This window comes from Vibrio sp. 1078-1 (assembly GCF_033340475.1).
This window is the reverse complement of record NZ_JAWOWM010000003.1, coordinates 1-25,111: the sequence shown is the minus strand read 5'-3', so window position 1 is coordinate 25,111 and position 25,111 is coordinate 1. Positions and strand designations below refer to the sequence as shown.

The 25,111-nt window shown below is 44.6% G+C and carries 22 protein-coding genes; 13 read left to right on the top strand and 9 right to left on the bottom strand.

The window, feature by feature from the left end; all coding sequences use genetic code 11:
- Positions 1-42 precede the first annotated feature (42 nt).
- The 3 genes from R7190_RS07280 to R7190_RS07270 all read right to left on the bottom strand — a co-directional run bounded on the left by R7190_RS07280 (position 43) and on the right by R7190_RS07270 (position 3,074).
- Positions 43-234 (bottom strand): hypothetical protein, encoded by a 192-nt coding sequence (locus R7190_RS07280; RefSeq protein ID WP_005376565.1) that lies wholly within the window; start codon positions 232-234, stop codon positions 43-45.
- 18 nt (positions 235-252) lie between these two features.
- Complete coding sequence (locus tag R7190_RS07275) at positions 253-2,607, bottom strand: fatty acid cis/trans isomerase (protein ID WP_042520719.1); 2,355 nt, start codon at positions 2,605-2,607, stop codon at positions 253-255.
- Positions 2,608-2,687: 80 nt separating this feature from the next.
- Positions 2,688-3,074, bottom strand: coding sequence for a winged helix-turn-helix domain-containing protein (locus R7190_RS07270; RefSeq protein ID WP_005376561.1), 387 nt, complete (start codon positions 3,072-3,074; stop codon positions 2,688-2,690).
- A gap of 306 nt (positions 3,075-3,380) precedes the next feature.
- Between R7190_RS07270 and R7190_RS07265 the strand changes: the two genes are divergently transcribed.
- A complete protein-coding gene (locus tag R7190_RS07265; protein ID WP_005376560.1) occupies positions 3,381-4,928 on the top strand; it encodes an arylsulfatase in 1,548 nt (515 codons plus the stop codon).
- A gap of 134 nt (positions 4,929-5,062) precedes the next feature.
- Here the strand turns inward: R7190_RS07265 and R7190_RS07260 are convergent, their stop codons facing one another.
- Positions 5,063-5,920 carry a LysR family transcriptional regulator gene (locus tag R7190_RS07260; protein ID WP_186585379.1) on the bottom strand — a complete coding sequence of 286 codons (858 nt, stop codon included), beginning with the start codon at positions 5,918-5,920 and terminating at the stop codon, positions 5,063-5,065.
- Positions 5,921-6,060: 140 nt separating this feature from the next.
- On the opposite strand from R7190_RS07260, the gene R7190_RS07255 reads away from it, so the two are divergent.
- From R7190_RS07255 to yegS, 11 genes are all read left to right on the top strand, one after another.
- The gene (locus tag R7190_RS07255) at positions 6,061-7,587 is read left to right on the top strand and encodes an arylsulfatase (protein ID WP_186585377.1); all 1,527 of its coding nucleotides are present in this window, start codon (positions 6,061-6,063) and stop codon (positions 7,585-7,587) included.
- Between the two features lie 106 nt (positions 7,588-7,693).
- Entirely contained in the window at positions 7,694-8,995 is a 1,302-nt protein-coding gene (locus tag R7190_RS07250; RefSeq protein WP_033906479.1) for an anaerobic sulfatase maturase, read from the top strand.
- Between the two features lie 85 nt (positions 8,996-9,080).
- Positions 9,081-10,064, top strand: a complete 984-nt coding sequence (locus R7190_RS07245; RefSeq protein ID WP_005376549.1) for an AAA family ATPase — start codon at positions 9,081-9,083, stop codon at positions 10,062-10,064.
- A 12-nt stretch (positions 10,065-10,076) separates the two neighbouring features.
- On the top strand, positions 10,077-11,039 hold the full coding sequence (locus R7190_RS07240) for a DUF58 domain-containing protein (RefSeq protein ID WP_318137533.1): 963 nt from the start codon (positions 10,077-10,079) through the stop codon (positions 11,037-11,039).
- Positions 11,040-11,618, top strand: a complete 579-nt coding sequence (locus R7190_RS07235) for a DUF4381 domain-containing protein (protein ID WP_186585375.1) — start codon at positions 11,040-11,042, stop codon at positions 11,616-11,618. It abuts the gene before it with no gap.
- Entirely contained in the window at positions 11,611-12,681 is a 1,071-nt protein-coding gene (locus R7190_RS07230; RefSeq protein WP_104976150.1) for a vWA domain-containing protein, read from the top strand. Before R7190_RS07235 ends, R7190_RS07230 begins: the two co-directional genes overlap by 8 nt.
- The gene (locus R7190_RS07225; protein WP_186585373.1) at positions 12,674-14,404 is read left to right on the top strand and encodes a VWA domain-containing protein; all 1,731 of its coding nucleotides are present in this window, start codon (positions 12,674-12,676) and stop codon (positions 14,402-14,404) included. Before R7190_RS07230 ends, R7190_RS07225 begins: the two co-directional genes overlap by 8 nt.
- Complete coding sequence (locus R7190_RS07220; protein WP_033906485.1) at positions 14,401-15,702, top strand: BatD family protein; 1,302 nt, start codon at positions 14,401-14,403, stop codon at positions 15,700-15,702. The genes R7190_RS07225 and R7190_RS07220 overlap by 4 nt, the downstream gene beginning before the upstream one ends.
- 49 nt (positions 15,703-15,751) lie before the next feature.
- The gene (locus R7190_RS07215) at positions 15,752-16,177 is read left to right on the top strand and encodes a bifunctional diaminohydroxyphosphoribosylaminopyrimidine deaminase/5-amino-6-(5-phosphoribosylamino)uracil reductase RibD (RefSeq protein ID WP_005376542.1); all 426 of its coding nucleotides are present in this window, start codon (positions 15,752-15,754) and stop codon (positions 16,175-16,177) included.
- 172 nt (positions 16,178-16,349) lie between these two features.
- Complete coding sequence (locus R7190_RS07210; protein WP_005376541.1) at positions 16,350-17,255, top strand: LysR family transcriptional regulator; 906 nt, start codon at positions 16,350-16,352, stop codon at positions 17,253-17,255.
- An 8-nt stretch (positions 17,256-17,263) separates the two neighbouring features.
- Positions 17,264-18,166: a lipid kinase YegS gene (yegS, locus tag R7190_RS07205; RefSeq protein ID WP_186585371.1), complete on the top strand. Its 903-nt coding sequence runs from the start codon at positions 17,264-17,266 to the stop codon at positions 18,164-18,166.
- Between the two features lie 80 nt (positions 18,167-18,246).
- On the opposite strand, the gene R7190_RS07200 is transcribed toward yegS, so the two are convergent.
- The 4 genes from R7190_RS07200 to R7190_RS07185 form a co-directional block, all read right to left on the bottom strand.
- Positions 18,247-18,582: a YgiW/YdeI family stress tolerance OB fold protein gene (locus R7190_RS07200; RefSeq protein WP_186585370.1), complete on the bottom strand. Its 336-nt coding sequence runs from the start codon at positions 18,580-18,582 to the stop codon at positions 18,247-18,249.
- Positions 18,583-18,597: 15 nt separating this feature from the next.
- The gene (locus R7190_RS07195; RefSeq protein ID WP_186585368.1) at positions 18,598-19,245 is read right to left on the bottom strand and encodes an AcfA family outer membrane beta-barrel protein; all 648 of its coding nucleotides are present in this window, start codon (positions 19,243-19,245) and stop codon (positions 18,598-18,600) included.
- A gap of 165 nt (positions 19,246-19,410) precedes the next feature.
- The gene (locus R7190_RS07190; protein WP_186585366.1) at positions 19,411-21,024 is read right to left on the bottom strand and encodes a VRR-NUC domain-containing protein; all 1,614 of its coding nucleotides are present in this window, start codon (positions 21,022-21,024) and stop codon (positions 19,411-19,413) included.
- Positions 21,025-21,091: 67 nt separating this feature from the next.
- Positions 21,092-22,324 carry an OFA family MFS transporter gene (locus R7190_RS07185; RefSeq protein WP_186585364.1) on the bottom strand — a complete coding sequence of 411 codons (1,233 nt, stop codon included), beginning with the start codon at positions 22,322-22,324 and terminating at the stop codon, positions 21,092-21,094.
- A gap of 576 nt (positions 22,325-22,900) precedes the next feature.
- Here R7190_RS07185 and R7190_RS07180 point away from each other — a divergent pair.
- The gene (locus R7190_RS07180; protein WP_005376535.1) at positions 22,901-23,257 is read left to right on the top strand and encodes a hypothetical protein; all 357 of its coding nucleotides are present in this window, start codon (positions 22,901-22,903) and stop codon (positions 23,255-23,257) included.
- Positions 23,258-23,360: 103 nt separating this feature from the next.
- Here the strand turns inward: R7190_RS07180 and dcuC are convergent, their stop codons facing one another.
- On the bottom strand, positions 23,361-24,728 hold the full coding sequence (gene dcuC / locus R7190_RS07175) for an anaerobic C4-dicarboxylate transporter DcuC (RefSeq protein WP_005376528.1): 1,368 nt from the start codon (positions 24,726-24,728) through the stop codon (positions 23,361-23,363).
- Positions 24,729-25,111: the final 383 nt, after the last annotated feature.

Sequence of the window (25,111 nt, the reverse complement as noted above, 5' to 3'; positions counted from 1 at the left end):
GCATTGAAAATAAAAAAACCTCCGGCTTTCCGGAGGTTTTTTCTATTCGGTCATGTCATCTTCCCACTCGAATCGAGTGTCTAGGGCATAAGGGTCATCATCAAAAGGATGTTCCACTTTGCCACGCAAGTATTCGAGTTGATGCTCAAGCATATTGACCGTTTCGTAGTCTCCCTCAGAACAAGCAACGTAAATCTGTTGTTCAAGAGCGGCAATGTTATCTCGGATACCCATGAGAACCCCCTTAAATCATCATCGATTCTCAAAACGATTATAGTCAAGTAATCCAAATTCGATCGGTTGTTTTGTACGGTACCAATTGTGTAAACGATCGCTAAATGACCAGAATTTTTCTGAGCTTCTACGAATCGCAAAATTATCCAATAACTTAACGTAATCGGACTCGTTTTGGATGGCACTAAATTGATCGACAAAATCTTTTACTTGGTTTTCGTTGATCGAGAAAAATGCCGCAGGGTAGCTTCCCACAACGCCGCGTACAATGGTCATGTCATCGTTAGCAAAGTCACGGTTACTTTCTTCATCAAACAAGCTAGAGATGTTTGTGTGTGCATTGTTGTGAAGTAAGGTGAACAGTTCATCTTCCCCTGATTGACTTCTCACCATAAGCATAGTGATTTGCGGAACGGTTTTCAGGCCTTCACCACGAACGTGGTCAATGCGTTTTAGTTGTTTTTCATTACTCGCAGAAAGAGCCGTATCTTGAATTTCGTAGCGAGGCAGAAGCACACCTGAGACATGTTCTCTCAACAACTCCACCAACTCCGTTTTTGGATCGTCACTCTTATACTGAACGCTGGTTGGTTGGTTAAACGGCTTCACATTTCGTTGTAAAAAGTCACTCAACTGCGGGCTTTGATCTTTATACCAGCTAGATTGAAGTTCATGGCGCATATCGGCGGGTAACAAAGAGATAAAGTTACTTTCGCCTTCTAGACGCAAGAAGTCCATAAACATTCGTGTCATGAGCTGATGGCCGAAGTTACCGTAAACGTCAAACCCAGCAACAAGCAAATAGTGGATACGCTCTAGTAGCGCGTAGTCAAGAATCCACACTGTTTTAGGCTGCTCACCAACTAACCCTTGAACAACAGAAGCACTATCAAAATGGCGGAATATCGTTAATGCCGCATTATGGTTGGTGCCATTACCATCCCAAATTACATCGGTGGATAGGTTTTCACCTTCTTTAAACCAGTTATTAGTGAACTCAGATTTAGCCTCTAGGTAGCGAGCTTGTTGACGCGCGTACTTGACCCAGTTGGTAACAGGTAGCGTGTTACTTTCTTGCTCTGCCGGCAGTTTTAGATTATCAGCCTGAGATCGGTAAAACTCATTTACTTCTGGGATGTCTGCTTTATCTGGATCAAGGAAAAACACCCAAAAGCGATCATTGATAACATTCAATGCCAGTTGGCCACGACAAACTGGGCCTTTGATGTATGCCATTATTGTATTTTGTGCATTATCTAGCATGAACTTAAAGCGCGACTTCACTGGAAGGTCGATGAATGATGTCATCGGGTTTGCAGCAACTTCTGGTTCATAACTCGGTAGCTGACTAACCATGTAATCAGCATCAATAAACCAAGTTTTCCAGTTCTCTATGCGTTGCTTGTTTAACGCGAATGGCATGTGAGTTTTATCTACTATGGTCCCTTGCTCTGGAATAATTCGATAAAACACACGTTCAACCCCTGGATCATCGTACGGGCGACGCGTTGAAATACGTTTGACGGGCTGTCCTGGTGGTGTAGCAGAGCGGACGAGCGTGAAGAATCGGGGATCTTCATCGAGTTCCGAAAAGTAGAGATGAGATAAAAATAAATGCTCATATATATACCTAGCCATCAGCTGATTTTTCAAATCAGAGTGGTTAAGTAATGCTTCGTACTTATCTATTTGCGCTTGCTCTTTCTCACTAACAGGTCGGTGAACGTTCATTATTGCGCCGTTTTCCAACCAAGTCATGAGTGTGTGGTATTCACTGTTTGATAGGTTTGGCATACCAAAAGGCATTCCCCAGGTCGGGTTATCCTTTTCGTATTGCTCGTATTCTTCAATCGTCGGACAGGTTTGCTCTCGGTCTATCGAAAAGTCAAAGCCTTCTAACTGGACTTGGTCAGGCAATGGGTGGCGCTCTTTTTGTTGTAGCAAACGTGCGATAAGGCCTGCATCAATGTTGGCTGCCATGCTTTGATCACGTTCGTTGAGAACCGGATGAAAACCCGCATCGCGCCACTCTTGGGTTGTTTCTGCATCTTCGAATAAGCGTGTTGGTGCTGCGGCTGTGAGTCTTGTTCCTTCATATACCAGTGCTTTACTCGCACCACGGTCAATGCCCTCAACAGAAGAGAGCTTAAGTTGACATGGTGCATCGTAGCACGCGTGGCAGACGACACAGCGGTTATCCATAATGGGTTTAACTTCGCTTTGGAAGAAGTTTGCTTGAGGGGTTTCCACGTCAACTGTGCGTTCACGCACGAGCTGTGGACCAAACAGTTGGTCATAGTTAAGACCAGCATAGGTTGCACAGCCGGCAAACAAAGTAGCAATGCAAAGTGTAAAAATTAAGCGCAAATTCATTGAGTTATTTTACGTGATTAGAATTTGCATTAATTAAAGCAAAATAAGCGGTCAATTACCAAAAGTTGGGTCAATTAGCGTTAATTTTTCTGTTGATTGTCTGAGCGCTTGAAAATGTAACCCTGGCGGTGGACTGTCTGAATTCTGTCTGTTGGAACGCCTTCGTGAACTAGACGCTTTCTCATTCTGCTCATGTGCATATCGAGTGCTCGATCATGTTCAGTAAATTCACGTTTTAGTACTGTTTCGTAAAGAAAATGCTTACTAAGTACTTGATCTTGATGGTGAGTGAGAGTTTGCAGCAGCTTAAATTGAATGCTTGTTAACTGAACAGATTTCTTGTTTGGCAGGTAATTGAGTACCACAGAGTGAGTGCGCTTATCTAGTAATAGCTCCTCATCATTATGGTGAACGCCGTTGTGTTGGCATTGGGAAGTTTTTCCATTTGAAACCTTGGAGTCAAGCACACGGGTACCTTAATTATTAATAGTAGTAAAACGTATTATCATTAATATTTATATAAAAGCAATCAGGTACTTTATGAGCACTGTGATATGCGTAGACAATCTTAATATTTGAGATTAATAGTAGTGATGAATGGTGCGATGGCGCTCTGAACTAAAGTGCTATTGGAGTGCGTATTAGCTACAAATAACGGTGTAATGTTAGGCGAAGATAGAAAGAATTCTCATTTAGTAAATTCGCTTATCCGCTATTTGTGAACTATACATTCTGTTGCAGGAAGCACTTTTCTAATACACACAGAGGTTTATATGACAGCGAAATATGGCGTTAAACGCCGATTAGCGATTCTTGCCGCCGCTTTAATCGGTGCGACAAGTAGCAGTATCGCAGCAGAGAAACCAAATATTCTCGTCATTTGGGGTGATGATATTGGCCAGTCCAATCTCAGTGCTTACACGTTTGGCTTGATGGGGTACAAAACACCAAATATAGACAGTATCGCCAAAGAAGGCATGATGTTCACTGACTATTACGGTGAGCAATCTTGTACAGCGGGCCGTTCTACTTTCATTACGGGCCAAACCGTTCTTAGAACAGGTTTGAGTAAAGTGGGGCTTCCAGGTGCTGATCTTGGCTTGAAGGAAGAGGACGCAACCATTGCCGAAATGCTGAAGCCGATGGGCTATATGACAGGGCAATTTGGTAAAAACCACTTAGGTGATAAAGATGAGCACCTTCCTACTAATCACGGCTTCGATGAATTTTTTGGCAACCTTTATCACTTGAACGCCGAGGAGGAGCCAGAAAACGTCGATTATCCTAAAGATCCTGAGTTTCGTAAAAAGTTCGGTCCGCGCGGCGTTATCCGTTCGTACGCTGATGGCAAAATTGAAGATACAGGGCCTCTAACTCGCAAGCGCATGGAAACCGTGGATGAAGAGACGTTAGATGCGGCACTCGACTTTATGGATCGTGCCGTCAAGGCTGAAAAACCTTTCTTTGTCTGGTGGAACGCAACTCGTATGCACTTCCGTACTCATGTGAAAGAAGAGAACTCTGGAAAAACAGGTATCAGCGAGTATGCAGATGGTATGGTCGAGCATGATAACCATGTAGGTCAGCTACTGAAAAAAGTGGATGATTTGGGTATTAAAGACAACACAATCGTCTTTTACTCCACCGATAATGGCCCACACATGAACTCGTGGCCAGATGCAGGTACAACGCCATTCCGTGGAGAGAAAAATACCAACTGGGAAGGTGCGTACCGAGTTCCTGCGATGGTACGTTGGCCGGGTAAAATTAAAGCTGGCTCTGTTTCGAATGATATCATGCATCACATGGACTGGATGCCAACGTTCGTTGCTGCCGCGGGTGATGACAATATCAAAGAGAAATTGCTCAAAGGTTATAGTGCGAATGGTAAGAAATTCAAAGTTCACCTAGACGGCTATAACTTCCTACCATATTTGACTGGTAAAGAGGATAAGGCCCCACGAGAAGAAATTTTTTACTTCTCAGATGATGGAGACTTAACTGCACTTCGCTATAACAAATGGAAGCTGGTCTTTATGGAGCAACGAGCAAAAGGTACGTTGCGTATTTGGGCTGAACCATTCACCACACTTCGTGTTCCTAAGATCTTCAACTTGCGTATGGATCCTTACGAAGTGGCTGATATCACTTCTAACACTTACTACGATTGGATGCTAGACCGTGCTTACATGCTTGTTCCTGCGCAAGCTTACGTAGGCAGATTCCTTGAAACGTTTAAAGAGTTCCCACCAAGGCAAAAAGCAGCAAGCTTCTCGCTCGATCAAGTGATGGAGAAACTAAAAGAGAACCCAAATAAGTAGGAAAAGCTAAGTGAAGTATCACATATAGAAAGAGGCTCATTAAAATGAGCCTCTTTTTTATCTGTAAAACTCTATCTATTCAGGTTTGTAGAAAGCTTGATGACGAAAACGCCTAACGCTTCAATTGACAAGAGTTATAAACAAATTGGTTCGTAGCGGGCTGCCGTTAAGTTGGCTTTGATTTTTTCACGTAGAGCGATGTGGGCTGGGTTGTTTACCTCTCGCTTATGGTAGACGAACTTGTAAGGGATAGAGCGTATCGAAATGGGGCAGGGCAAAATTTGAAGTTTGAGCGCTTTGCTCCACTTGTTTGCAAAAGATTGAGACACGATCCCTAAACTGTCTCTTTGGGCGACATACAGCGCCATGCCCGCTAGCGAAGATGTGATCAAGTCGACTTTTCTTTCTTGAATTGTTTCCTTTGCTAGTTGCTCGAACCCCGACATGTTGTTCCATTTTCCTGAAAATAAACAGTGAGTTTCCTCATAAAATTGCTCTTTTGTGAGCGTGCCGTGTACACGGGGATGGTTCTCACGACAGATAACCACGGCTTCTTCCTCATAGGCATCTTCAATAATAAACGCTGCATCTTTTGTGATCACCGTATCGATTACTAGATCGACTTTTTGTTGTCTTAACAGCTCAAATAATAGGAATTTTTCGGGTGGTGATTCATAAAAAATAGTGTTCTTTATCGGGTCCATAATGTGCAACAAAATTTCCGAACAACACACTTCAAAATGATTTTTATCAGATATCGCATTGTCAATAATATTAACCGCTTGCTGGAATTGCGGCAGTAATTGATAAGCGGTGGAGGTTAGTGCGATCCCTCGTCCTTTTTTAACGAATAATTGCTTATCTACGACTTGCTCTAAACGCTTTATTGCAGCGCTCACAGCAGGTTGTGTAAGCCCTAATTGTTCCGCGGCTTTTGTATAAGATTGAAACTCCGCAACAACAAGAAAAGTTTGGATCAAATTCAAGTCCATAACGTCACTCATAAATTTAATTTATAGGTTAACTAATTTTGACTGCATTTATCGCCTGAAATTAGTGCTTTATCTTATATCAACAATGGTATTGAAAAGCGAATACCATTTTTACGCACTAGCGAACTCTTGGAGATAATATGAAAAATGCGACCAAAACGAGCAGTAAAAAACTCGTACTTAACGCATGTACGTTAGCTTTGGGCGCTGCATCTGCAGTTGCACATGCAGCGGACAAACCCAACATTCTTGTCATCTTTGGTGATGATGTTGGTTACTGGAACCTTAGTACCTACAACCAAGGCATGATGGCGTACAACACGCCAAACATCGATAGCATTGCTAAAGAGGGTGCGAAGTTCACTAACTTCTACGCACAGCAAAGCTCGACAGCAGGCCGTTCTGCATTCATCACTGGTCAAATGCCAAAACGTACAGGTCTATCAAAAGTGGGCTTACCAGGCGCTCCGGAAGGTATCTCGGAAAAAGATCCGACGATTGCAACCGTGCTTAAGCAAATGGGTTACGCAACCGGACAATTTGGTAAGAACCATTTAGGTGACCGAGACGAGCATCTTCCTACCAACCACGGTTTTGATGAATTCTTCGGCAACCTATACCACTTGAACGCAGAAGAAGAGCCAGAGAACGTGGATTACCCTAAAGATCCGGAGTTCAAGAAGAAATTTGGCCCTCGTGGCGTTATCCATTCTTACGCTGACGGCAAAATCGAAGATACCGGTCCACTTACGCGTAAGCGTATGGAAAATGTTGATGGTGAGTTTCTTGATGCCGCAAAAAGCTTCATAGAAAAACAAGTAAAAGCGGACAAGCCGTTCTTTACTTGGTTTAACACCACTCGCATGCACAACTTCACGCATGTTCCTGAAGAATACCAAGGTAAAACAGGTGCCGGTTTCTACGCGGATGGTGTTAAGCAGCACGATGACCAAATCGGTCAGCTACTTAACAAGATCAAAGAGTTAGGTGTGGATGACAATACAATCATTGTTTACACCACTGACAACGGCCCTATGGTTGATTTGTGGCCGGATGCAGGGATGACACCGTTCCGCTCAGAGAAAAACACTGGTTGGGAAGGGAGTTTCCGTGTGCCAATGTTAATTAAATGGCCTGGAAAAATTGAGGCAGGTAAAACATTCAACGGCATGATGTCATTAGAGGACTTTTTCCCGACACTAGTTGCTGCGGCAGGTGATACCAAAGTTAAAGACGAATTACTAAAAGGCAAAAAAGTTGGCGATATGGACTACAAAGTTCACCTAGACGGTTACAACCAACTGCCATATTTAACGGGTAAGTCAGACAAATCCGCACGAAATGAGTTCGTTTACTGGAGCGACGACGGCGATCTTGTGGCATTGCGCCAAGGAAAGTACAAGTTCCACTTTATGATTCAAGAGAATGAAACGGGTATGGATGTATGGCGTAAGCCGTTCACTAAACTTCGTGTGCCACTGATCTTTGACTTGAGCATTGATCCATTTGAACGAGGCGATCAAGGCATGGGTTATTCTCGTTGGATGTACGAGCGTTCATTCTTAATGATGCCAGCAATGGATACAGTGAAAGAGGTGATGGGTACATTCAAAGAATTCCCGCCTCGTATGGAAGCAGGTTCGTTCGTACCTAAGTCTTCTAAGTAAATTAAGATTATATAGCGCTTTTTGGAGCGCTATATACCCAAATAGCTTCACTTTTGCTGTACAGCGCTCACGAGGTTATTTGGGTATATGTAATAGTGAGAAACGTATGAGTAAGATTTCCCCTCGCCATTCTACTACTATGCCTATTGTTCCTCTTAAAACGGCGTCTAAAGCGCCTGTTCTGGGCGCGTATGACCGTCGATTCCATGTGATGGCAAAGCCAGGCGGAGCAAAGTGCAACATCGATTGTCAGTACTGCTTTTATCTGCATAAAGAAAATCTACTGCACCAAGAAAAGCAGCCAAAAATGGACGACGCAACACTGGAAGCGTTCGTGAAAAGCTATATCGAAAGTCAGGATGGCGAAGAAATTGTATTCTCATGGCAGGGCGGGGAGCCGACGCTGCTTGGGTTGGACTATTTCCGCAATGTCGTAGCTTTGCAAAAGAAATATCAGCCGAAAGGCGTTCGCATTGAAAACGACCTTCAGACCAACGGCATTTTGCTAAACGATGAGTGGTGTGCGTTTTTAAAAGAGCACAACTTCCTAGTTGGCTTGTCGATTGATGGACCACGAGAACTGCACGACAAATATCGCAAAACCCGCAGCGGTAAGCCAACGTTTGATCTCGTGATGAAAGCGGTAGATAAGCTCAAAGCGCATGGCGTGAAATTCAACGCGTTGGTCACGGTGAATCGTCACAATGCGAAATACCCGCTCGAAGTATATCGATTTTTAACCCAAGAATTGGGTGTGACTTATATTCAGTTTGCGCCGGTGGTAGAAGCCAACAACTTCCAAACAACCGCGCCGCAGTTTTGGAACGAACAGATGATCCCAACCAAAGGCAGTGATCTGGCTAAACCGGGGCATCCAATGTCGATTGTAACGGATTGGTCAGTCGATCCTGAAGACTGGGGACGCTTTTTAATGGCGACCTTTGAAGAGTGGGTGAATAACGATCTTGGCCGTGTGCTGGTTAATCTGTTTGAAACCGCGGTGGCGCAAGTAATGGGGAAACCGTCTCAGCTTTGCGTGACGGCGGAGTTTTGTGGCAAAGGGTTGGCGATTGAGCACAATGGCGACGTGTTCAGTTGCGACCACTATGTGTATCCAGAATACAAACTCGCCAACATTCATGAACACTCACTGAATGAAATGGCCTTCTCTACAAGACAATATACTTTTGGCATGGCAAAACGCGATTCATTGCCGACGTATTGTAAGCAATGCCCTTACTTGCCTTATTGTTGGGGTGAGTGCCCAAAAAACCGTTTGATCAAAACGCCGAATGGTGAGAGTGGTCTAAACTATTTGTGTTCGGGAATCAAAATGTTCTTTGATTATGCGTTACCGATGTTGGTTGGTCTTGCACAACTTCTCCAATCTCAAGAACCGCAAAGATAACATAGTGAATATAACCTTAAGTTATTTCATTTGTTCTTATACTTAACTATCGAAAAGACGGCTTAAACCATTGAAAAGGTATCCTATGAACCACGCACAACAAGCGATAAAAGAACTCATCGAACAAACAGAAAAAAGCGTCATTGGACAAAGCCACGTGGTTCGAGCTTTAGTCATCGGGTTATTAACAAATGGGCATATTCTGCTAGAAGGTTTACCGGGAACGGCAAAAACACGTTCCGTAAAATCTTTGGCGAACTTGTTAAACACCAGTTTTGGTCGAATCCAGTTTACGCCGGATCTTTTACCATCTGACGTGACGGGTACTGAGGTTTATCAAGAGCTGGATGGTAAGCCGCAACTCCATTTTCAGCCAGGGCCAATTTTTAACAGCATTGTACTTGCTGATGAGGTCAACCGTGCACCAGCCAAAGTACAAGCGGCACTGCTTGAAGCCATGGCCGAAGGCACAATAACGGTAGGCGATAAAACTCACGTATTGCCAGACTTATTTATGGTGCTTGCAACGCAAAACCCTGTAGAGCAAGAGGGCACGTACCCGCTGCCAGAAGCGCAAATGGACCGCTTTATCATGAAGGTTACCGTCGATTATCCAGAAGATGACGCCGAACGTGACATCATTCGTTTGGTGCGCAGTGAAGAATTGGGTGCGGAAACCAGCAGCGAAATTATTACGCCAAAACACATCGAGCCAGACGTGGTGCTAGAAGCGCGCCGTCAGTTACCAAACATCGTGGTATCGGACCTAGTGGAAAACTACATCGTTGCGTTAGTGATGGCGACTCGTAAGCCAGAGCGTTATGCCGATTCAAACTTAGCAAAATGGATTGAGATTGGCTCTAGTCCTCGTGCTTCCATCGCACTCGACAAATGCGCTCGTGCGTATGCGTGGATGCAAGGACGTGACCATGTGACTCCTGACGATGTGCGTGCCATGGTTCCGTCTGTATTGGGCCACCGTTTTTCTTTGACCTACGATGCACTGGCAGATGGGGTCGATCATCAACGAGTCGTACAAGAGCTGCTAGATTGTGTAGAAATTGGGTAAGTGGGAGGCATTATGGCTAAGCCAACTCTTGCGCCAAAATCACAGGGGATGGATCCCCGTTTGTACTGCGATTACGCTCGTTTAGTACGTCTGCAAGCACAAGCAGAATCATTCAGTTTACTTCCTCACCTAAAGACGGGTAGCGTACTCTCTGGCCGACACAATTCGTTGTTTCGCGGTCGTGGATTGAACTTCGAAGAGCTGCGCCATTACCAATTGGGTGACGATATTCGTAACCTTGATTGGAAAGTTACGATGCGTACGGGTAAGCCGCATGTACGCAGTTATACAGAAGAAAAAGATCGCAACGTAATCGTGTGTGTCGACCAGAGAAGCACAATGTTTTTTGCTTCGACGCAAGTAATGAAATCAGTTGTCGCGGCAGAGATCGCAGCGATGTGTGGGTGGCGAGTATTAAAAGATGGCGACCGAGTCGGTTTTGTCATCGCATCCCAGCAGGCGTTGTTTCACAGCAAGGCACAGCGTTCGCAAAACGATCTTCTGGCGCAACTTAAACGTCTCGCTAAAGCCAATCAATCGCTCAATGTGGACTCCCGCAATTCCGAAAAAGTAACGTTCAGTCAATGGATTGAGCTTATTAAACGCATGAAGCTCAAGCAATCCACTTTGATTTTTATCAGCGACTGGAGCGACTGCGAGGAGCACCACCTTGATCACCTTAAACAGCTACAACAGCACAACGATGTTCTTGCAGTGATGGTCAGTGACCCATTAGAACAAGCGCTACCAGACGATTTGGCAAAATCGAAATGGGTGGTTGGTGATGGGCAGTATCAACTCAATTTAGATAGCAAAGCAAAGGTAGAAGCTGCGAGCGCAAAGCTTGAGGCTCGAACTAGCTTACAGCGTCAATCACTCTCTCAACTTATGGCGATGAAACACCTTCCGCACATCGAACTCGATACGACAGGTGAGCACATTAAACAATTCCAAAAACTGGTAGGAGGGCGTTAAATGAGTGATCTTCCTACGCCTCCGAGTACCTACATACTCAGAGAGCTGCATGATGTGGCTGTACCACCCAGCGTGAGTTGGTACCCGCAAACTATTGGCTGGAAAATTTTAGCGGCGGTTGTGCTCATTGCATTGGTGTATGTCGTATATCGATTGGCTCGGCAATGGTGGCATAATCGTTACCGAAAAGAAGCTCTACTGGCGATTTCGCAAATCAAATCGAGCGACAAAGACATGCCAAAAGTATTGTTCTCTGTGCTTAAAGTAGTGCTGATTCATATTGATAGCCGCAACGCGAAATTGTTTGATACCGCCTTTCTGCGCAAGCTCGATGCGCTGTATCCGCAAACCGAAGATTCTCAAGCAAACTCGCTTGTGGTCTTTAACGATGAGCTTTCAAAGCGCTGGCTACAAAGTATTGTCGACCCAAGCGTTACGCTAACCAACGAAGATCGTGTAACGCTAATTGCTCGTGCGAAAAACTGGGTGAGTGAACACCGTGGTGATGCTCAAAAAAGCGCGGCAAAGAAATCACCACGATTGAAACGCAAATCACATCAGGGAGGTCAACATGAATGATCTTCTTGCATCGATAACTGGTTTGTCTGGTTTTGAATTTGCTCACCCAATGTGGTTTCTGGTTTTGCCCTTGCCGTTGGTGGTGTACTACTTGGTGCCTGCATATCGCACTAAGCAAATGGCGATCAAAGTGCCGTTTTTTAGTCAGCTGGTGGAAGCGATTGGTGAGACGCCATCAGAAGGTGCAAGCCAGTTGACCCCGAGTTGGTGGCAACGAGCAACGTTAATTCTCTCATGGCTTTTGGTGGTGTGTGCGATGGCAAAACCCACCGTGTTAGGCGAGCCTCAAGTTCGCGAGAGTTTAGGTCGCGATGTGATGGTGGTGGTGGATCTTTCGGGCTCCATGGCCGAGCCAGATTTCACCTCACGTACAGGCGAAAAAATTTCTCGTCTTGATGCGGCAAAAGAAGTGCTGTCGGAGTTTGTTCAGTCTCGTAAAGGTGACCGATTAGGCTTGGTGCTTTTTGGTGATGCTGCTTTCGTGCAAACGCCATTTACCGCAGACCAAAAAGTGTGGCTCGAACTGCTTAACCAAACCGATGTGGCAATGGCAGGGCAGAGTACCCATCTTGGTGATGCGATTGGCTTAGCGATTAAAGTTTTTGAGCAAAGCGATAAGTCGCGTGGTGCTTTAGAACAAGACCAAAACCGTGAAAAAGTCGCGATTGTATTAACCGATGGTAACGACACGGGCAGTTTTGTTGAACCGATTGATGCGGCGAAAGTTGCGAAAGCCAAAGGCGTGAGAGTGCACGTGATTGCGATGGGTGATCCGGAAACGATAGGTGAAACCGCGTTGGATATGGACACAATTCATCGCATTGCGAAAGAATCCGGCGGTGAAGCGTTTGAAGCACTCAACCGTGATGAACTATCGGCTGCCTACGACGAAATTGGCAAACTGGAACCTCAACTTTACGAAAGCACCACATACCGCCCAAAACAAAGCCTTCATCATTACTTGATGGCGTTAGTGGTCATCATGCATTTGCTCGCGTTCAGCGTCGCAACACTCAAAAGAAGGGCTGTTACACGATCATCATTAGGAGATAGCGATGTTTGATTCTCTTAGTTGGACGCAATTCTTTACGCAGTTTCATTTTATTCGACCACTGTGGTTACTGGCTTTGATCCCCATGTTTTTCTTGGTGTGGTTACGCTGGCGAGAAGAAAGCAAGCCAAGCTGGAAGGATATTCTGCCCGAACATTTACGCAATGCTTTGACGATAGGTGAGCGAGGCTGGCGTAAGCAACTGCCGCTTAAGCTCTTGATGCTGATTGTGTTCATCGCCATTGTGGTTTGTGCAGGCCCAACGTGGCAACGAGAATCTTCTCCCTTTGGCGAAGATAAAGCCTCTATGCTTGTGGTGCTTGATAACAGCGACTCGATGCTGCAAAAAGATCTCCCACCAAGCCGCCTTGAGCGTTCCAAACAGAAAATACGCGATTTATTAGCCGCGCGAAAAGGCGGAAAAACGGGTTTAGTCGTGTTCGCGGGCAGTGCTCATGTGGCGATGCCTATAACTCAAGACAGCAAAGTATTTGACCCATTTTTGGCGGCCATTACGCCAGAAATTATGCCCGTGCAAGGTAAGCTTGCCGAAAAAGCCTTGCCGTTAATTGATCTGCAATTGCAAGGTCAACCAGGCTCCACCGTTCTGTTGGTGAGCGACGGCGTGAACCCGGCCACGATTGAGCAATACCAAGCGTATTTCTCGGGCAAACCTTATCAACTGTTAATTCTTGCGGCAGGGAACGCTGACATTGTGAGTAACAACCCAATGGATTTGGATTCTCTACAAAAACTGGCCAGCCAGACCAACGGTCGATTGGTGGAAGTGACCGTCGATAACAGTGATATCGAGCAACTGAACCGATACGTTGAGCGCAATATGCAGCTTAATGGCGAATCTTCAATGCCTTGGAAAGACATGGGTTATCAACTTCTGTTTCCAATCGCGTTGATCATGATGCTGTGGTTTAGAAAAGGGTGGTTAGTGCAGTGGTGCGTGATTGTAATGATGAGCGGTACACTGTTGATGCCGACCAGTGCAATGGCGGAGAACATTTCTGTTAAAGCCGAGCAGCCACAAGTTGTGCAAAAAGTGACGGCTTTCGACAAGGTGGCGCAATGGTGGTGGGATTTGTGGCTGACGCCAGACCAACAAGGACAGCGTTTGTTCAACCAACAAGCGTATTTAGAAGCTGCAAAACACTTTGTCGATCCATTACGCAAAGGCACGGCGTACTACTACGCAAGCGAGTTTGAGCTCGCGCACAGCGCGTTTTTGGAAATGCAAAACGACCCGTCCGAAGAGGTTCGAGATTACGGTCTTTATAATGCGGCGAGTGCATTGGCGCGTCAGCGTGAATATTTGGCTGCACGTGACTTGTTAAAATCCCTAGCCAACAAGCCAACGTTGAGCGAGAGGCTAAGACCGGATGTTGAGCATAACTTGAAAGTGATTGGTGGTATTGTAGAGGACATCAACCGGATGAGTGAGAGTCAGGTAGGAACGGAGCAAGAAGCATCAACCGAGCTAGGCGATAACCCTCAAACCGCAGAAGGGGCGGATGAAAAAACGTCAGCGGAGTTGATGATTAAAGAGACGTTAAGTGCAGACGACATCTTAGGTAGCCAAGAATTAGCCGACAAATGGTTAAAGCGAGTCGAAGCGGATCCTAAATACTTCTTAAATGCGAAGTTTCAGATTCAATTGCGTTCAATAGAAACCGGAGAATCAACCTCTACTGCGAACGAAAATACAGAGGAGGCGGTGCAATGATGAAAAGCCACCGTTTTACGCACTTTGCTTTACCCTTGTGGTTAGTTATCTGTTTCGGTTTCCTCCTGAGCAGTAGTGTGTTGGCTCAAGATATTCGTGACGTTCAACGAAAGCATGGTGTTGAGTTACAAGCGTGGGTTGGTAAACAACCAACGGCTGGAGAGAAGCGTAAAACACCAAGTTTTAGCGTCAATGAGCAAGTTATTTTAACCATCGAAGTGGCAACGCCGCGTTGGTTTACGGGTGGTACGAGAATTGGCAATATTGAAATACCCAATGTTATCGCCAAACAACGTAATCAACTAGCAACCAACTTTACTGAGCAAAAAGAGGGACAAACTTGGTCGCGTCAACGCTGGGAAGTGACTTTGTATCCACAAGCATCTGGTGATTTTGTGATTCCACCTGTCGCTGTGGGCGTTCAGGTGTCGGCGCCGGATGGCGAGAAGGTGTCAGGCACACTTTATACGCAGCCGATTAAGTTCAAAACTGTCTTGCCATCGGGATTGTTGAGCGGTGATACGCCTTGGTTTTCTGCAACGCACGTAGACGTAAAACAAGAGTGGGAAACCTCCACTGAGTCACTCAAAGTTGGGGATGCAATCACGCGTAAAATCACCATTTTGGCTCAAGATTCACTATCTGTATTGCTACCAGACTTGTTGAAAGGAGAATCAACAACCCGTTATCAAGCATATCCTCAACCCCACCGTTTGACAGATACGCAAACACGTGGTGATTACCAGTCAACACGCACAGAAGAGAGCGTGTACGTGATTCAACAAGGTGGTGAATTAACCCTGCCGGATTATGAGTTCCGTTGGTGGAACAGTAAGACTCAGCAAGTGGAAACGGTGATGTTAGAGGGCAAAACTTTTGCCGCGAAGCACACGTTGAAGTCCTTCATCAGAACGTACTTTGAATGGATTGTTTCCACGCTTGTGTTGCTGGGTTTTGTGATTATTTCATTGGTAGCCATTAAACGTTACTACCGCAACAGACCGACACCAGCATGGCTGACGTTTCACCGTTTGTTAAAGGCTAAACGTTGGTCTGAAGCAAGGACCATATTGTACAAACAATTGCGTTTAAATACGGCCGAGCTAGAAATGACCAAAGCCGATACGAGTGAATCGTGGCAAAAAAGTGCGTCGCGAATGCAAAATGGTGAAAATAGCGCTCATTTACTGAAGTCGATGTGGCGCAAAATCCAGACCAAACAAAAACGCTTTAAATTCCGTATTCCGCGAGCGTTACCAGAACTGGACAAAGTCATTGGAAGAGATGGCAATGAATAAAACGGGGCGCTAATATAGCGCCTCGTTTTTATTAGAGAATAGAGTTCAAATGAGCCAAGAGTTTATGCGCCGCGCATTGGAAGTGTCCAAAAATGCGCTTCCTGAATGTCAACCCAACCCGCCGGTTGGCTGCGTGTTAGTGAAAGACAATCAAATCGTTTCTGAAGGTCATACTCAAGCGATTGGTGGCAATCACGCGGAAGTGGAAGCGCTGAATGCGTATCAAGGCTCGTTAGAATCGGTGACGGCATACGTTACGCTGGAACCGTGTTCGTTTGTTGGTCGCACGCCAGCTTGCGCGGTGACATTAGTCAAATCCGGCATAAGCAAAGTCGTCGTAGCCATATTGGACCCCGACCCACGCAACAGTGGTCGAGGTATCGAGATTCTAAAACAAGCAGGTATAGAGGTAGAAACTGGTTTATGCGGCGAGGAAGTCAGCGAGTTTCTTACCCCTTACCTAGGCAAAGCCTAATCCAAGCTTTACGTTGCACTATGGTGCCAGTTTATGTGGTGAATGAAGTGCGTCAAAATTGAGTTAAAACTCATTAAAACAAGCGATACCGCCCATTTATTGCACTTGGCTACGTGAAGGATCATGCTGTTAGATTAAAATAGAGAAAGTGACTTTTGAAAAATTTAATAGCATGAAACCGACCGACCTTAATCTTATTCCCATTTTCACTGCCATCTATGAAGAGCGTAACTTGTCTCGGGCGGCGGCGCGTTTAAACATCACCCAGCCTGCGGTGAGTAAAGCGCTAGCAAGGCTACGTGATATCTACGATGATCCATTGTTTCATCGTTGCGTTAAAGGTGTCGAGCCTACCTCGTTTGCGATGGATATTTATCCTGCTCTTCTAGCTTCAGTACAAAATTTCACTTCGACATTATCGGCCTCTAGTGAGTTTGACCCTAAAGTGTCGAATAGAGTGTTTTCTATTGCCTGTGTGTCCGTTGCAAGTTTTGAGTTGCTACCTCAAGTCATGAAACAAATCCGTGTGTCGGCGCCAAATGTTGCATTAGAAGTACATCCGCTTTTTACGGAAGATTTTGAAAGTGATCTGCGGTTACAACGATACGATTTGATCATTGATATCACACCAAGAGCAAGAACGGTGCTAAAACTGGAAACTGTACTTACGGAGCGTTTGGTGGTGGTATGTAGCGAAGCGCATCCACGCCTGAATGACGAGATTACGGCTGAACAATTTTTTGAAGAAGAACACGTAGTGGTTTCGCAGTGGCAGAGTCGTAAGAGCTTGTTAAACGCCGATGACATTGTCGACTTGGATAAGAGAAAGATTAAGTATCGAGCCTCAGGCGTACTAGAAATGCTCCCAATTATTTGTGGTAGTGAATACATTGGTTTAATGCCAGAGTCGATGATCAACTTGTTCAATAACACCTATCATGTTAAATCTTTATCAATGCCATTTGATGAACAAATGTATGAGCTTTGCACAATCTGGCATCCTAGTCGCACAAACGACAGCGCCCATCAGTGGTTGCGTTCACAGATTAAGCAAGCAGGAAAAGTCATCAACCAATAGGAAGTGCAATGAAAAAGACAATACGTGCCATCCTTAACGGAAAAAAAGCTGGGAATTCAGAGTTAAGAGATGCAATCATGAAAATGAGAGAAAAAGGCATCGACGTACAGGTGCGTGTGACGTGGGAATCTCAAGACATGCCGCGGCTAGTGAAAGAAGCGGTTGCTGAAGGCATTGAACGTATTGTTGTCGCTGGTGGCGATGGGACTGTCAATGAGGCGGCTTCTGCGATTATTCAAATTGACGAAGTAAAACGCCCTGAGTTAGCCATTATTCCCCTTGGTACTGCCAATGACTTTGCTACCGCTATTCAAGTACCTAATTCCATTAAGGCGTCTTTATCTCTTGCTGTTGAGGGGCAGTCCGCTTTGGTCGATTGCGTCAAAGCGAACGATCGCTGCTTTATTAACGTGGCAACAGCAGGGTTTGGCGCAGAAGTTACAGCAGAAACGCCTGTTGAACTCAAAAACTTTCTTGGCGGTGGAGCTTACACGCTAACTGGTGTTGTAAAAGCACTTGGCTTTAAACCATATGACGGAACAATAACGATTGAAGGTGGTGCGTATCAGGGAGAAATGTTGCTCGGTGCGTTTTGTAATGGGCGCCTTGCTGGAGGTGGGCAAGAGTTAGCTCCAAAAGCGATGATTAATGATGGGCTGATGGATCTAACATTGGTGCGCCCATTTTTACCTCATGAGCTGCCTAAAGTAATCGACGAGATCAATAACCCGAGTGAGAAAGGAGAGTTTGTGAAGTACACAAGAGCAAGCTGGTTGGAGATAGACTTCCCGAATCCATTACCTCTTAATTTAGATGGAGAACCCTATCATTCGAGAACCATTAGATTTGATGTTCAGCCTAAGAGTATACGATTAGTCGTACCGCAAGATTGTCCTTGCTTGACTAGCTAAACGAGCGTTCTCCATGATTATTGCTTAACACAGCCACTAAAATGTGGCTGTGTTGCTTGTGTTGAGGTATCGTCAACTTCTTAACGTTTTTGAATGGTCTCAACGTCTATCTGCGTAGTTGTCCAATCTGAGTCAACCTCTCCTCGAATCATTACGGTATCTTTTGGTGTCACTTCTTGACCCATCCAATCTTCGTTGTCGATCTCTACTTCGATCTCACCAGTGTTGTCTCTGAACAAGTAAGTCTCGTTACCAAATGATTGAACAATATGCCCGGTTAGCACTACAGCGCTGTCGTCGGTTGCGTTGCGCGCCTCTTTCACCGTATTGATTGCACTGACTTCTGGACCATTAAACGCTGCGAAAGCCGAGCTTGAAAGTAGGGCAAGCATGGATGTTAACAATACTCTTTTCATTATCATCTCCTTATATTAGAAGTAATAAGTTGTGCCTACGTTAAAGGATGCAGTGTTTGCGTAGCTGTCTAGTTGGTATTTAGCGTTTGCGCCAATGGTGAGCTTTGGCAACACTTGGTATTCCGCGCCCACAGAGAACATTGCGCCTAACTCGTTGTTTTTCTCCGCGCTATGGAAAAGCGTGTTGGTCATTTCCACATCGTCGTTCGTGACAAGTTCGTATTCTTGATGTTTAGAAACCTTGGCATCGTATTGCGTGTAAGTTAAACCCGCTTTGAATTTTGTTGTCCATTTATCATTTAATGCATAGTTAAACACAGGAGCCAACGACACTTGCTTGGCTTTGATTGACGCATCCCAATCCATTTCATGATGGTAATCTTTGCCATCGATTGACTTGATACCTAGGTTTTTTGAACGACTATCATCAAGGTCAAACTGGCTGTAACCCAGTTCCAATGCCCAGTTGTCATTAAATGCGTAACCGACAAAGCCTGAGAAAATACCGTCTTCAAGCTCAGGGTTGAGTGTTACGTTGTCAGTTGAAAAGTGAGGTTCCAAATCATGGTCAGTGGTGCCTAGTCCATATTCCAGACCTACATAAGGAGCCGCAGATACCGAAACTGAGCAGGTAACAAGTAACGCAAGAAGTGTTTTGTTCATTTTATTTTGCCTCTTCAAATCAACTTAGTGAGTAGAAGCGCATTTTGTGTGAAGAAGCGTGAAGCGATCGTGAAGAAACGAAAAAATGTTTAGAAAAAAGAGCAAGGGGCGATAACCGAGGGGCGGTTTGAGTGAACAAACACCAAGCTCTTTATATAGAGTAAGTTAAGTTGCTGCGACGTAACACACCGCAAACGGGACATTAAGGCGAGTAAACTCTTTAATCCAACGCCATTGGTTGTCTTGGAGTTTATCGCCAGGGCCTTTCACTTCAATCCATTCGAACTCGTTTCCTTTAAAAGCAATCAGATCCGGCATCCCATTGCGGTAAAGCTTTAGGTCACTCAATTGTATTTTAAATAGCGCCATCAACATGTTAGTTGGGATAGTGTTGAGTGCTGTTTCGAGTAGCTCTTTACTTATTAAGTTCCAATGTACAAATGGATTACTGATGCCAAACTTCTCATCGTATTTTGTCAATAACATCTGGGTGTTGCCCGCTTCTAGTTCGGCAAAAGCGGTGTCTATCAAAGCTTGGCGCTTGGTAACAAAATCCGAGTGATATAAATCTAAAGGACGGTGTTGATAAGCGTTAATGAATGCCCCTTCAATAGGAGCAAAAATCGCATCCCAAAAAGTGAGACCAAGTAATGCATTAAGCAGTGCATTTTCGGCGTAAAATACAGTCCAGCCTAAGGACTCAAAATACGTTTTGCTGGCGAGTTCGACTCTCTGTTGAGATAAATCCAGTTCAAGGCGGTATTCCGTACAGGTTGGCTTCGTCACTCTTGGCACTTTCTCGCCTTGTTTTCGTTTTAACCGTTGCTCAAGTTTTTGTGCAACTTCGAGCTCAGACACATCGATCGGTGAGTTAAGCATATCTGTGACAATGTCACAAAATAAATCATCATGGTTTAATTTGTCATAGATACGTGCGCGTCGTTCTCGGCTCGGTGTGAGTTGAGTTTGGCCAAATAGAGATAGGGCGGTCTCTAGATCATTAAGCCGTTCGTAATCACGTGCTATGTCATTCAACATGTGCTCGCGTTTACGATCTACGTAACGGTGTTTAACGGGCTGAGGCATTGCCTCAATTAATAAGTCGAGATTGGCTTTGTCTTTTCGGTCAAATTGCCAGTACAGGTTGGCCAACTGGCTCAGTTCAATTAAGCGGTCTATTTGCTCACGTGAATCAAAGAAACGGCGCACTTTACTCAATTGATATTGCTCGAACTGATGCAAACCTAAGTCATCAAGCACAAACTGACTTAAGTCTTGATGGGTGTTGGCAAAAAACAGAGTGAGTAACACGTCAATCATATGAGCAGAATTGAGTTTGACGATCGTAAACTCAAGCCGCTCTATACGATCAAATTCCGCATTACTCAAACGTTCGACAAGGGCGTCTTTCTTGAGTGATTTCGGCAGTTCGGGATAAAGCGTGGAGATTTCTGGCTTGGTCAGTAAATTAGCCGCTAACCCTTGATGAGAAAGGGGTGGGGAAAGGGCTACAAACTCATGTTGACTCAATTCTGCCAGTGCTTCATTGATAGAAGGTATTTCTGGATAACTCAGCTTATCACTTCGAAACCAACATCCCTTTCGGCTGTATAAACGTACCAAAAGGCACTGGGCGTGTTTGCTCAAAGAATCAAACGAGCAAAGCCATGCGTGTTCTTCCTTGGTCAGTAAATTGCTGTACCAAGTTACTGCGTGATGAGTCAGCTTAAAGAAGTTCTCTAGATAGTAGTCTGGTGCAAGTTCGATAGGGCTTTCCATAAACGACCGATAACAAAAAAGGCTTAACCCATAGGTTAAGCCTTTTTGCTATCAAATCAATTCGCAATTATGCGTTTTTTAGCTGTGCTACTTTCGCTTCAGACAATGGCTTAGTGATGAACGCTAGTACGATACATACTGCCATCATTGCTGAAGAAATTGTGTAAGCCAAGGTGTAGCCGTCGCCATTTGTCATCGAGCAACCAACAACCGCTGCGCCGATTGCACCACCGATACCCCATGCTGTGTAAAGCACGCCGTAGTTAGTGCCGTAGTTTTTCAGACCGTAGAACTCAGCCGTTAGAGTAGGGAATACCGCTAGAAGTGTGCCGTAACCTACCGCTGCGATTGCTGTACCGATGATCAGTGTAAACTCAGAGTCGAACGTCGCGAACAGCACCATGTTTACGCCTTGTAGAACGAACGCAAGTAGAAGCGTACGAACACCGCCGATTTTATCTGCAAGCATACCCGCGGCAACACGACCGCCAGAGTTAAATACAGCAAGAATAGACGCTAGGTAAACCGCGTTTGGCAAGTTTGCTTGAACGCTTGCGATTGTCGTGATGTTACCGATGATCATTAGACCAACAGAAGCTGCAAACGCGTACATGATCCATAGAGAGTAGAACTGTGGCGTTTTCAACATTGCTTTCCAAGTTAAGTCATCTGACTTTTTCACCGCTTTAGGTGCTTGGCCTTCTTTTACTTTAGGCTCCGCAGGTGTGTAGTCTGCTGGTGGGTTGTTGATGGTTGCTGCAAGAGGAACTGCAATCGCTAGGATACCAACACCAAGAACCATAAAGCTAGTTTGAATGCCCATGCTGTCTATTAGCGCAGAAGTTACTGGCGCAAGGTAAATAGCCGCTAGACCAAAACCTGCCGCAATAATGCCGTTAACCATACCTTTCTTGGAAGCGTGGAACCACTTCATCGCAGAAGGTGATAGGCATGCGTAACCAAAACCGATACCTGCACCTGTGATCACACCGAAGGTAATGTTCAGCATGAGTGGAGTGTCAACAAAGCCAGAAGCGATCATGCCCAGACCTGTAAGAACAGTACCTAGGATAAGGATCATTCGAGGGCCCATGCGGTCTTGAAGAATACCTGCAATAAGAAGACAGATAGAGAAAGTGATGGTTGCAGTTGCGTAAGGTGCAGAAGCTTCTGCAGCACTCCAGCCTGATTCAGTTACCAGTGCCTTGTTGAATACACTCCAAGCATACAGGATGCCAAGACAAAGGTTGATACAGAACCCTGCTAACAGGATGCGCATAGCTTTATCAATCTTGCTCATTTTTATTCTCAGTTTTTCCTCTTATTGGCAATGCCGCAAAGAAGGTTGGTTTAAAGATGTTTTTTCTCAAAATTAGTTTGCGTTTTTCAACGTTTAACGCAATGAGCGCGGATTATAACCAATAAATATGTGATTGGAATCTCTTTTTACGGTTACTGATAAAATAATTTGCAACATTAAAAGTGGATGTGAATTCATGGTTTTGTATGTAGTAAGAACGTTGTAAAAAAGTGATATTTTTTGTTCGCTAATAACGAATGATGAGTCAAGACAGAGAGGTTTTACGCTGTTGAGTGCACAGTTCACATTTCAAATAAAAAATTTCAAAATGTTTCCATGTTAACCATCTGTAACAAAAATGGCGAATTTATCATCTAACTGTCGTAAGTATCAGATGCAAAGGGTTTCTTAATTTTTAATTGTTAACCTTTTGTAATAATTGAAGCTGATTAGCTTTTGTGTTCATTAAGTGAGCAAAAAAGTAACTTGTAATTGCTGATTTTAGGCGCAGAATATAGTGAAAAATGAGTTTTCATTTATGAAGGGATGCTTTTTAGATTTGTTGTGAGGTGACTTATGAAACTGTTCCTATTACTCATGGCTTCGGTATCCGCTGGTATCGCATCAGCAGACCACATCCATTCATTTATGTTGGGCTTATCTATTGCTTCTTTAGCGGTAGGTAGCTGTTATTTCTTCGCATTTCGCAGCTCGCGCTTTCCACAGCTTGCTTTATTCCTACTCATTTGCGGTATGCTTTCTAAGTTGACGATAACCGTAGTCGGTGTGATGTGGGGAATGTCCGCGGAATTAATCACGTCTCCAATCGTATTCGCACTTTCATATTTATTCTTTTCGCTTGCCGTTACCTACTTATGGTTTAGCTACAGAGAGAGCATCACTAAGATTCCTGACCGATTTAAGTCAGCGTAAATCAACACATTAGAATAAAAAAAACGCCAGCACATTTGCTGGCGTTTTTAATTAAACGTAATTTTGTTCGGATATTGCTTTTAGTTTGATCGTGGCAATACCGTTAGGCACTCATTGGAACAAGCACCATAGTACCAATAATCACCGTGATAAGGCCTGCTAGAACTGGAACGGATGTGCGTTTTACAACCTCAAACGGGCTGATGTTTGCCATACCTGATGTCGCAACGATTACGCCAGATACTGGTGAGATAGTACGGCCTAGGTTTGATGCTTGAAGCATCGGGATAATTAGGAAAGCAGGGTTTAATCCCATTTTCGCAGCCAAAGATGGTGCTAACTCCACGAACGCATAAAAAGGCGCGTTACCCGAACCCGTTGCAATTGCTGCTGCAACTGTCAATGCAGTTAGAATAAGCATTAAAGCAACGCCGCCTGCACCAGCATTATCTGCTAGATGAAGTAGGTTATCGATAGCACCGATAGACATCAGACCTTGTGCAAAAACCCCAGCGGCAACCAAAAGCATCACAACGCCTTTGAACGCGTCAGCCATGCCTGCGTAGCAAGAATCTAAATCTTCTAGTGATTTCTTACCATCGAACTTATTTACAACATAATGGATCAGAGCTCCAAGGAAAATCGAACCAACCACAATAGTGTAGATGTCTAGACTAAGTCCTGGAATGGTACGACCGTTGAATAGGAAAACGCCGATGATAGGTAGAAAAGGAAGAGCTGCATAAAACGCTGGTGCGTCAGCTTTGATCTCTGATACATCAATTTTTTCCATTGGTGTATTTTCTTTCTTATCTAAGTATTTGTTCCAGAAGAACGCTGCCGCTGCCATGACGATGATTGCGCAAATAGAAACAGGCAACACAGTTTGTACCGCAAACACATCAAGCTCTAAACCAGACTTTTCTGCTGCGATAACAACATCACCAGAAGTAGGAGAAAGGATGATTGCCGCTGGAGAGGCACACACTGCAACGGCTGCTGGACGAGAAATGCCCATCGCGACCATCATTGGGAATAATGTCGCCATTAATAGTACGCCAAGGCCTGTTGCAGAACTTACCGCAAGAGACATTAAACACGCCACAATGTAAGCCGCTACCAAAAGGACGTAAGGAGACTTGATGACAGAAAGCGGTTTAGAGAACTGTTTCACTACCACGTTGTTCGCGCCGATATGAGTCATGTATGACGCAAAACCACAAAGCAGCATGATTTGCATACCAAGACCGCCACCGCGGTATTGAAGCATGTATTTCACGTATTCAAGCGCATCTGTCACCATGTTACCAGTTGAGGTGATTTTTGACGGCAGCACGTCGTGCCCCAAAACGCCAGTCATAAGAAGTAAAGCAATACCAGCTGTCAGTAACACGCCTGCAGCTTTATAGCCTTTGACAATAAAGTAACCCACCGCAATGGTAACCACTAAGCCAATTAAGAGCTCTAACATAGGGATCTCCGAATGTTATGTAAAAAAGAAAGAAACTGTTTCAGTTTATGACAAGGAATTTACAGAATTCTTAGCTGTGGCACGAGACAAATATGGGGCTTGCATGATCTGAGACAAATAATAATTTAATAAATAATTTCGTTAGATTGTATTGTTGGAATTTGGTTTTCTAAGTGTTACGTGCTGGTTTGAAGCTATTTATAGGAAGGAAAATATGACTAGGAAAGTGAATGAATAAAGAGTGAATTGATTCACAATAGGAAAAAGACTTTACTCAGTAAGCAATTATTGGAAAACACTCTTCACAGTAAATTACCACCTTCTAAAGAAGGTGGCTTTGTGTGAGCCCCCTAAAAGGGGGCCTTTGTTTAGTCCAGCGCCAA

What these genes read in the sequence shown, in the direction of transcription:
- R7190_RS07280 (WP_005376565.1), bottom strand. Translation starts at nt 234, where the DNA reads ATGGGTATCCGAGATAACATTGCCGCTCTTGAACAACAGATTTACGTT.
- R7190_RS07275 (WP_042520719.1), bottom strand. Translation starts at nt 2,607, where the DNA reads ATGAATTTGCGCTTAATTTTTACACTTTGCATTGCTACTTTGTTTGCC.
- R7190_RS07265 (WP_005376560.1), top strand. Translation starts at nt 3,381, where the DNA reads ATGACAGCGAAATATGGCGTTAAACGCCGATTAGCGATTCTTGCCGCC.
- R7190_RS07260 (WP_186585379.1), bottom strand. Translation starts at nt 5,920, where the DNA reads ATGGACTTGAATTTGATCCAAACTTTTCTTGTTGTTGCGGAGTTTCAA.
- R7190_RS07255 (WP_186585377.1), top strand. Translation starts at nt 6,061, where the DNA reads ATGAAAAATGCGACCAAAACGAGCAGTAAAAAACTCGTACTTAACGCA.
- R7190_RS07250 (WP_033906479.1), top strand. Translation starts at nt 7,694, where the DNA reads ATGAGTAAGATTTCCCCTCGCCATTCTACTACTATGCCTATTGTTCCT.
- R7190_RS07245 (WP_005376549.1), top strand. Translation starts at nt 9,081, where the DNA reads ATGAACCACGCACAACAAGCGATAAAAGAACTCATCGAACAAACAGAA.
- R7190_RS07240 (WP_318137533.1), top strand. Translation starts at nt 10,077, where the DNA reads ATGGCTAAGCCAACTCTTGCGCCAAAATCACAGGGGATGGATCCCCGT.
- R7190_RS07235 (WP_186585375.1), top strand. Translation starts at nt 11,040, where the DNA reads ATGAGTGATCTTCCTACGCCTCCGAGTACCTACATACTCAGAGAGCTG.
- R7190_RS07230 (WP_104976150.1), top strand. Translation starts at nt 11,611, where the DNA reads ATGAATGATCTTCTTGCATCGATAACTGGTTTGTCTGGTTTTGAATTT.
- R7190_RS07225 (WP_186585373.1), top strand. Translation starts at nt 12,674, where the DNA reads ATGTTTGATTCTCTTAGTTGGACGCAATTCTTTACGCAGTTTCATTTT.
- R7190_RS07220 (WP_033906485.1), top strand. Translation starts at nt 14,401, where the DNA reads ATGATGAAAAGCCACCGTTTTACGCACTTTGCTTTACCCTTGTGGTTA.
- R7190_RS07215 (WP_005376542.1), top strand. Translation starts at nt 15,752, where the DNA reads ATGAGCCAAGAGTTTATGCGCCGCGCATTGGAAGTGTCCAAAAATGCG.
- R7190_RS07210 (WP_005376541.1), top strand. Translation starts at nt 16,350, where the DNA reads ATGAAACCGACCGACCTTAATCTTATTCCCATTTTCACTGCCATCTAT.
- yegS (WP_186585371.1), top strand. Translation starts at nt 17,264, where the DNA reads ATGAAAAAGACAATACGTGCCATCCTTAACGGAAAAAAAGCTGGGAAT.
- R7190_RS07200 (WP_186585370.1), bottom strand. Translation starts at nt 18,582, where the DNA reads ATGAAAAGAGTATTGTTAACATCCATGCTTGCCCTACTTTCAAGCTCG.
- R7190_RS07195 (WP_186585368.1), bottom strand. Translation starts at nt 19,245, where the DNA reads ATGAACAAAACACTTCTTGCGTTACTTGTTACCTGCTCAGTTTCGGTA.
- R7190_RS07190 (WP_186585366.1), bottom strand. Translation starts at nt 21,024, where the DNA reads ATGGAAAGCCCTATCGAACTTGCACCAGACTACTATCTAGAGAACTTC.
- R7190_RS07185 (WP_186585364.1), bottom strand. Translation starts at nt 22,324, where the DNA reads ATGAGCAAGATTGATAAAGCTATGCGCATCCTGTTAGCAGGGTTCTGT.
- R7190_RS07180 (WP_005376535.1), top strand. Translation starts at nt 22,901, where the DNA reads ATGAAACTGTTCCTATTACTCATGGCTTCGGTATCCGCTGGTATCGCA.
- dcuC (WP_005376528.1), bottom strand. Translation starts at nt 24,728, where the DNA reads ATGTTAGAGCTCTTAATTGGCTTAGTGGTTACCATTGCGGTGGGTTAC.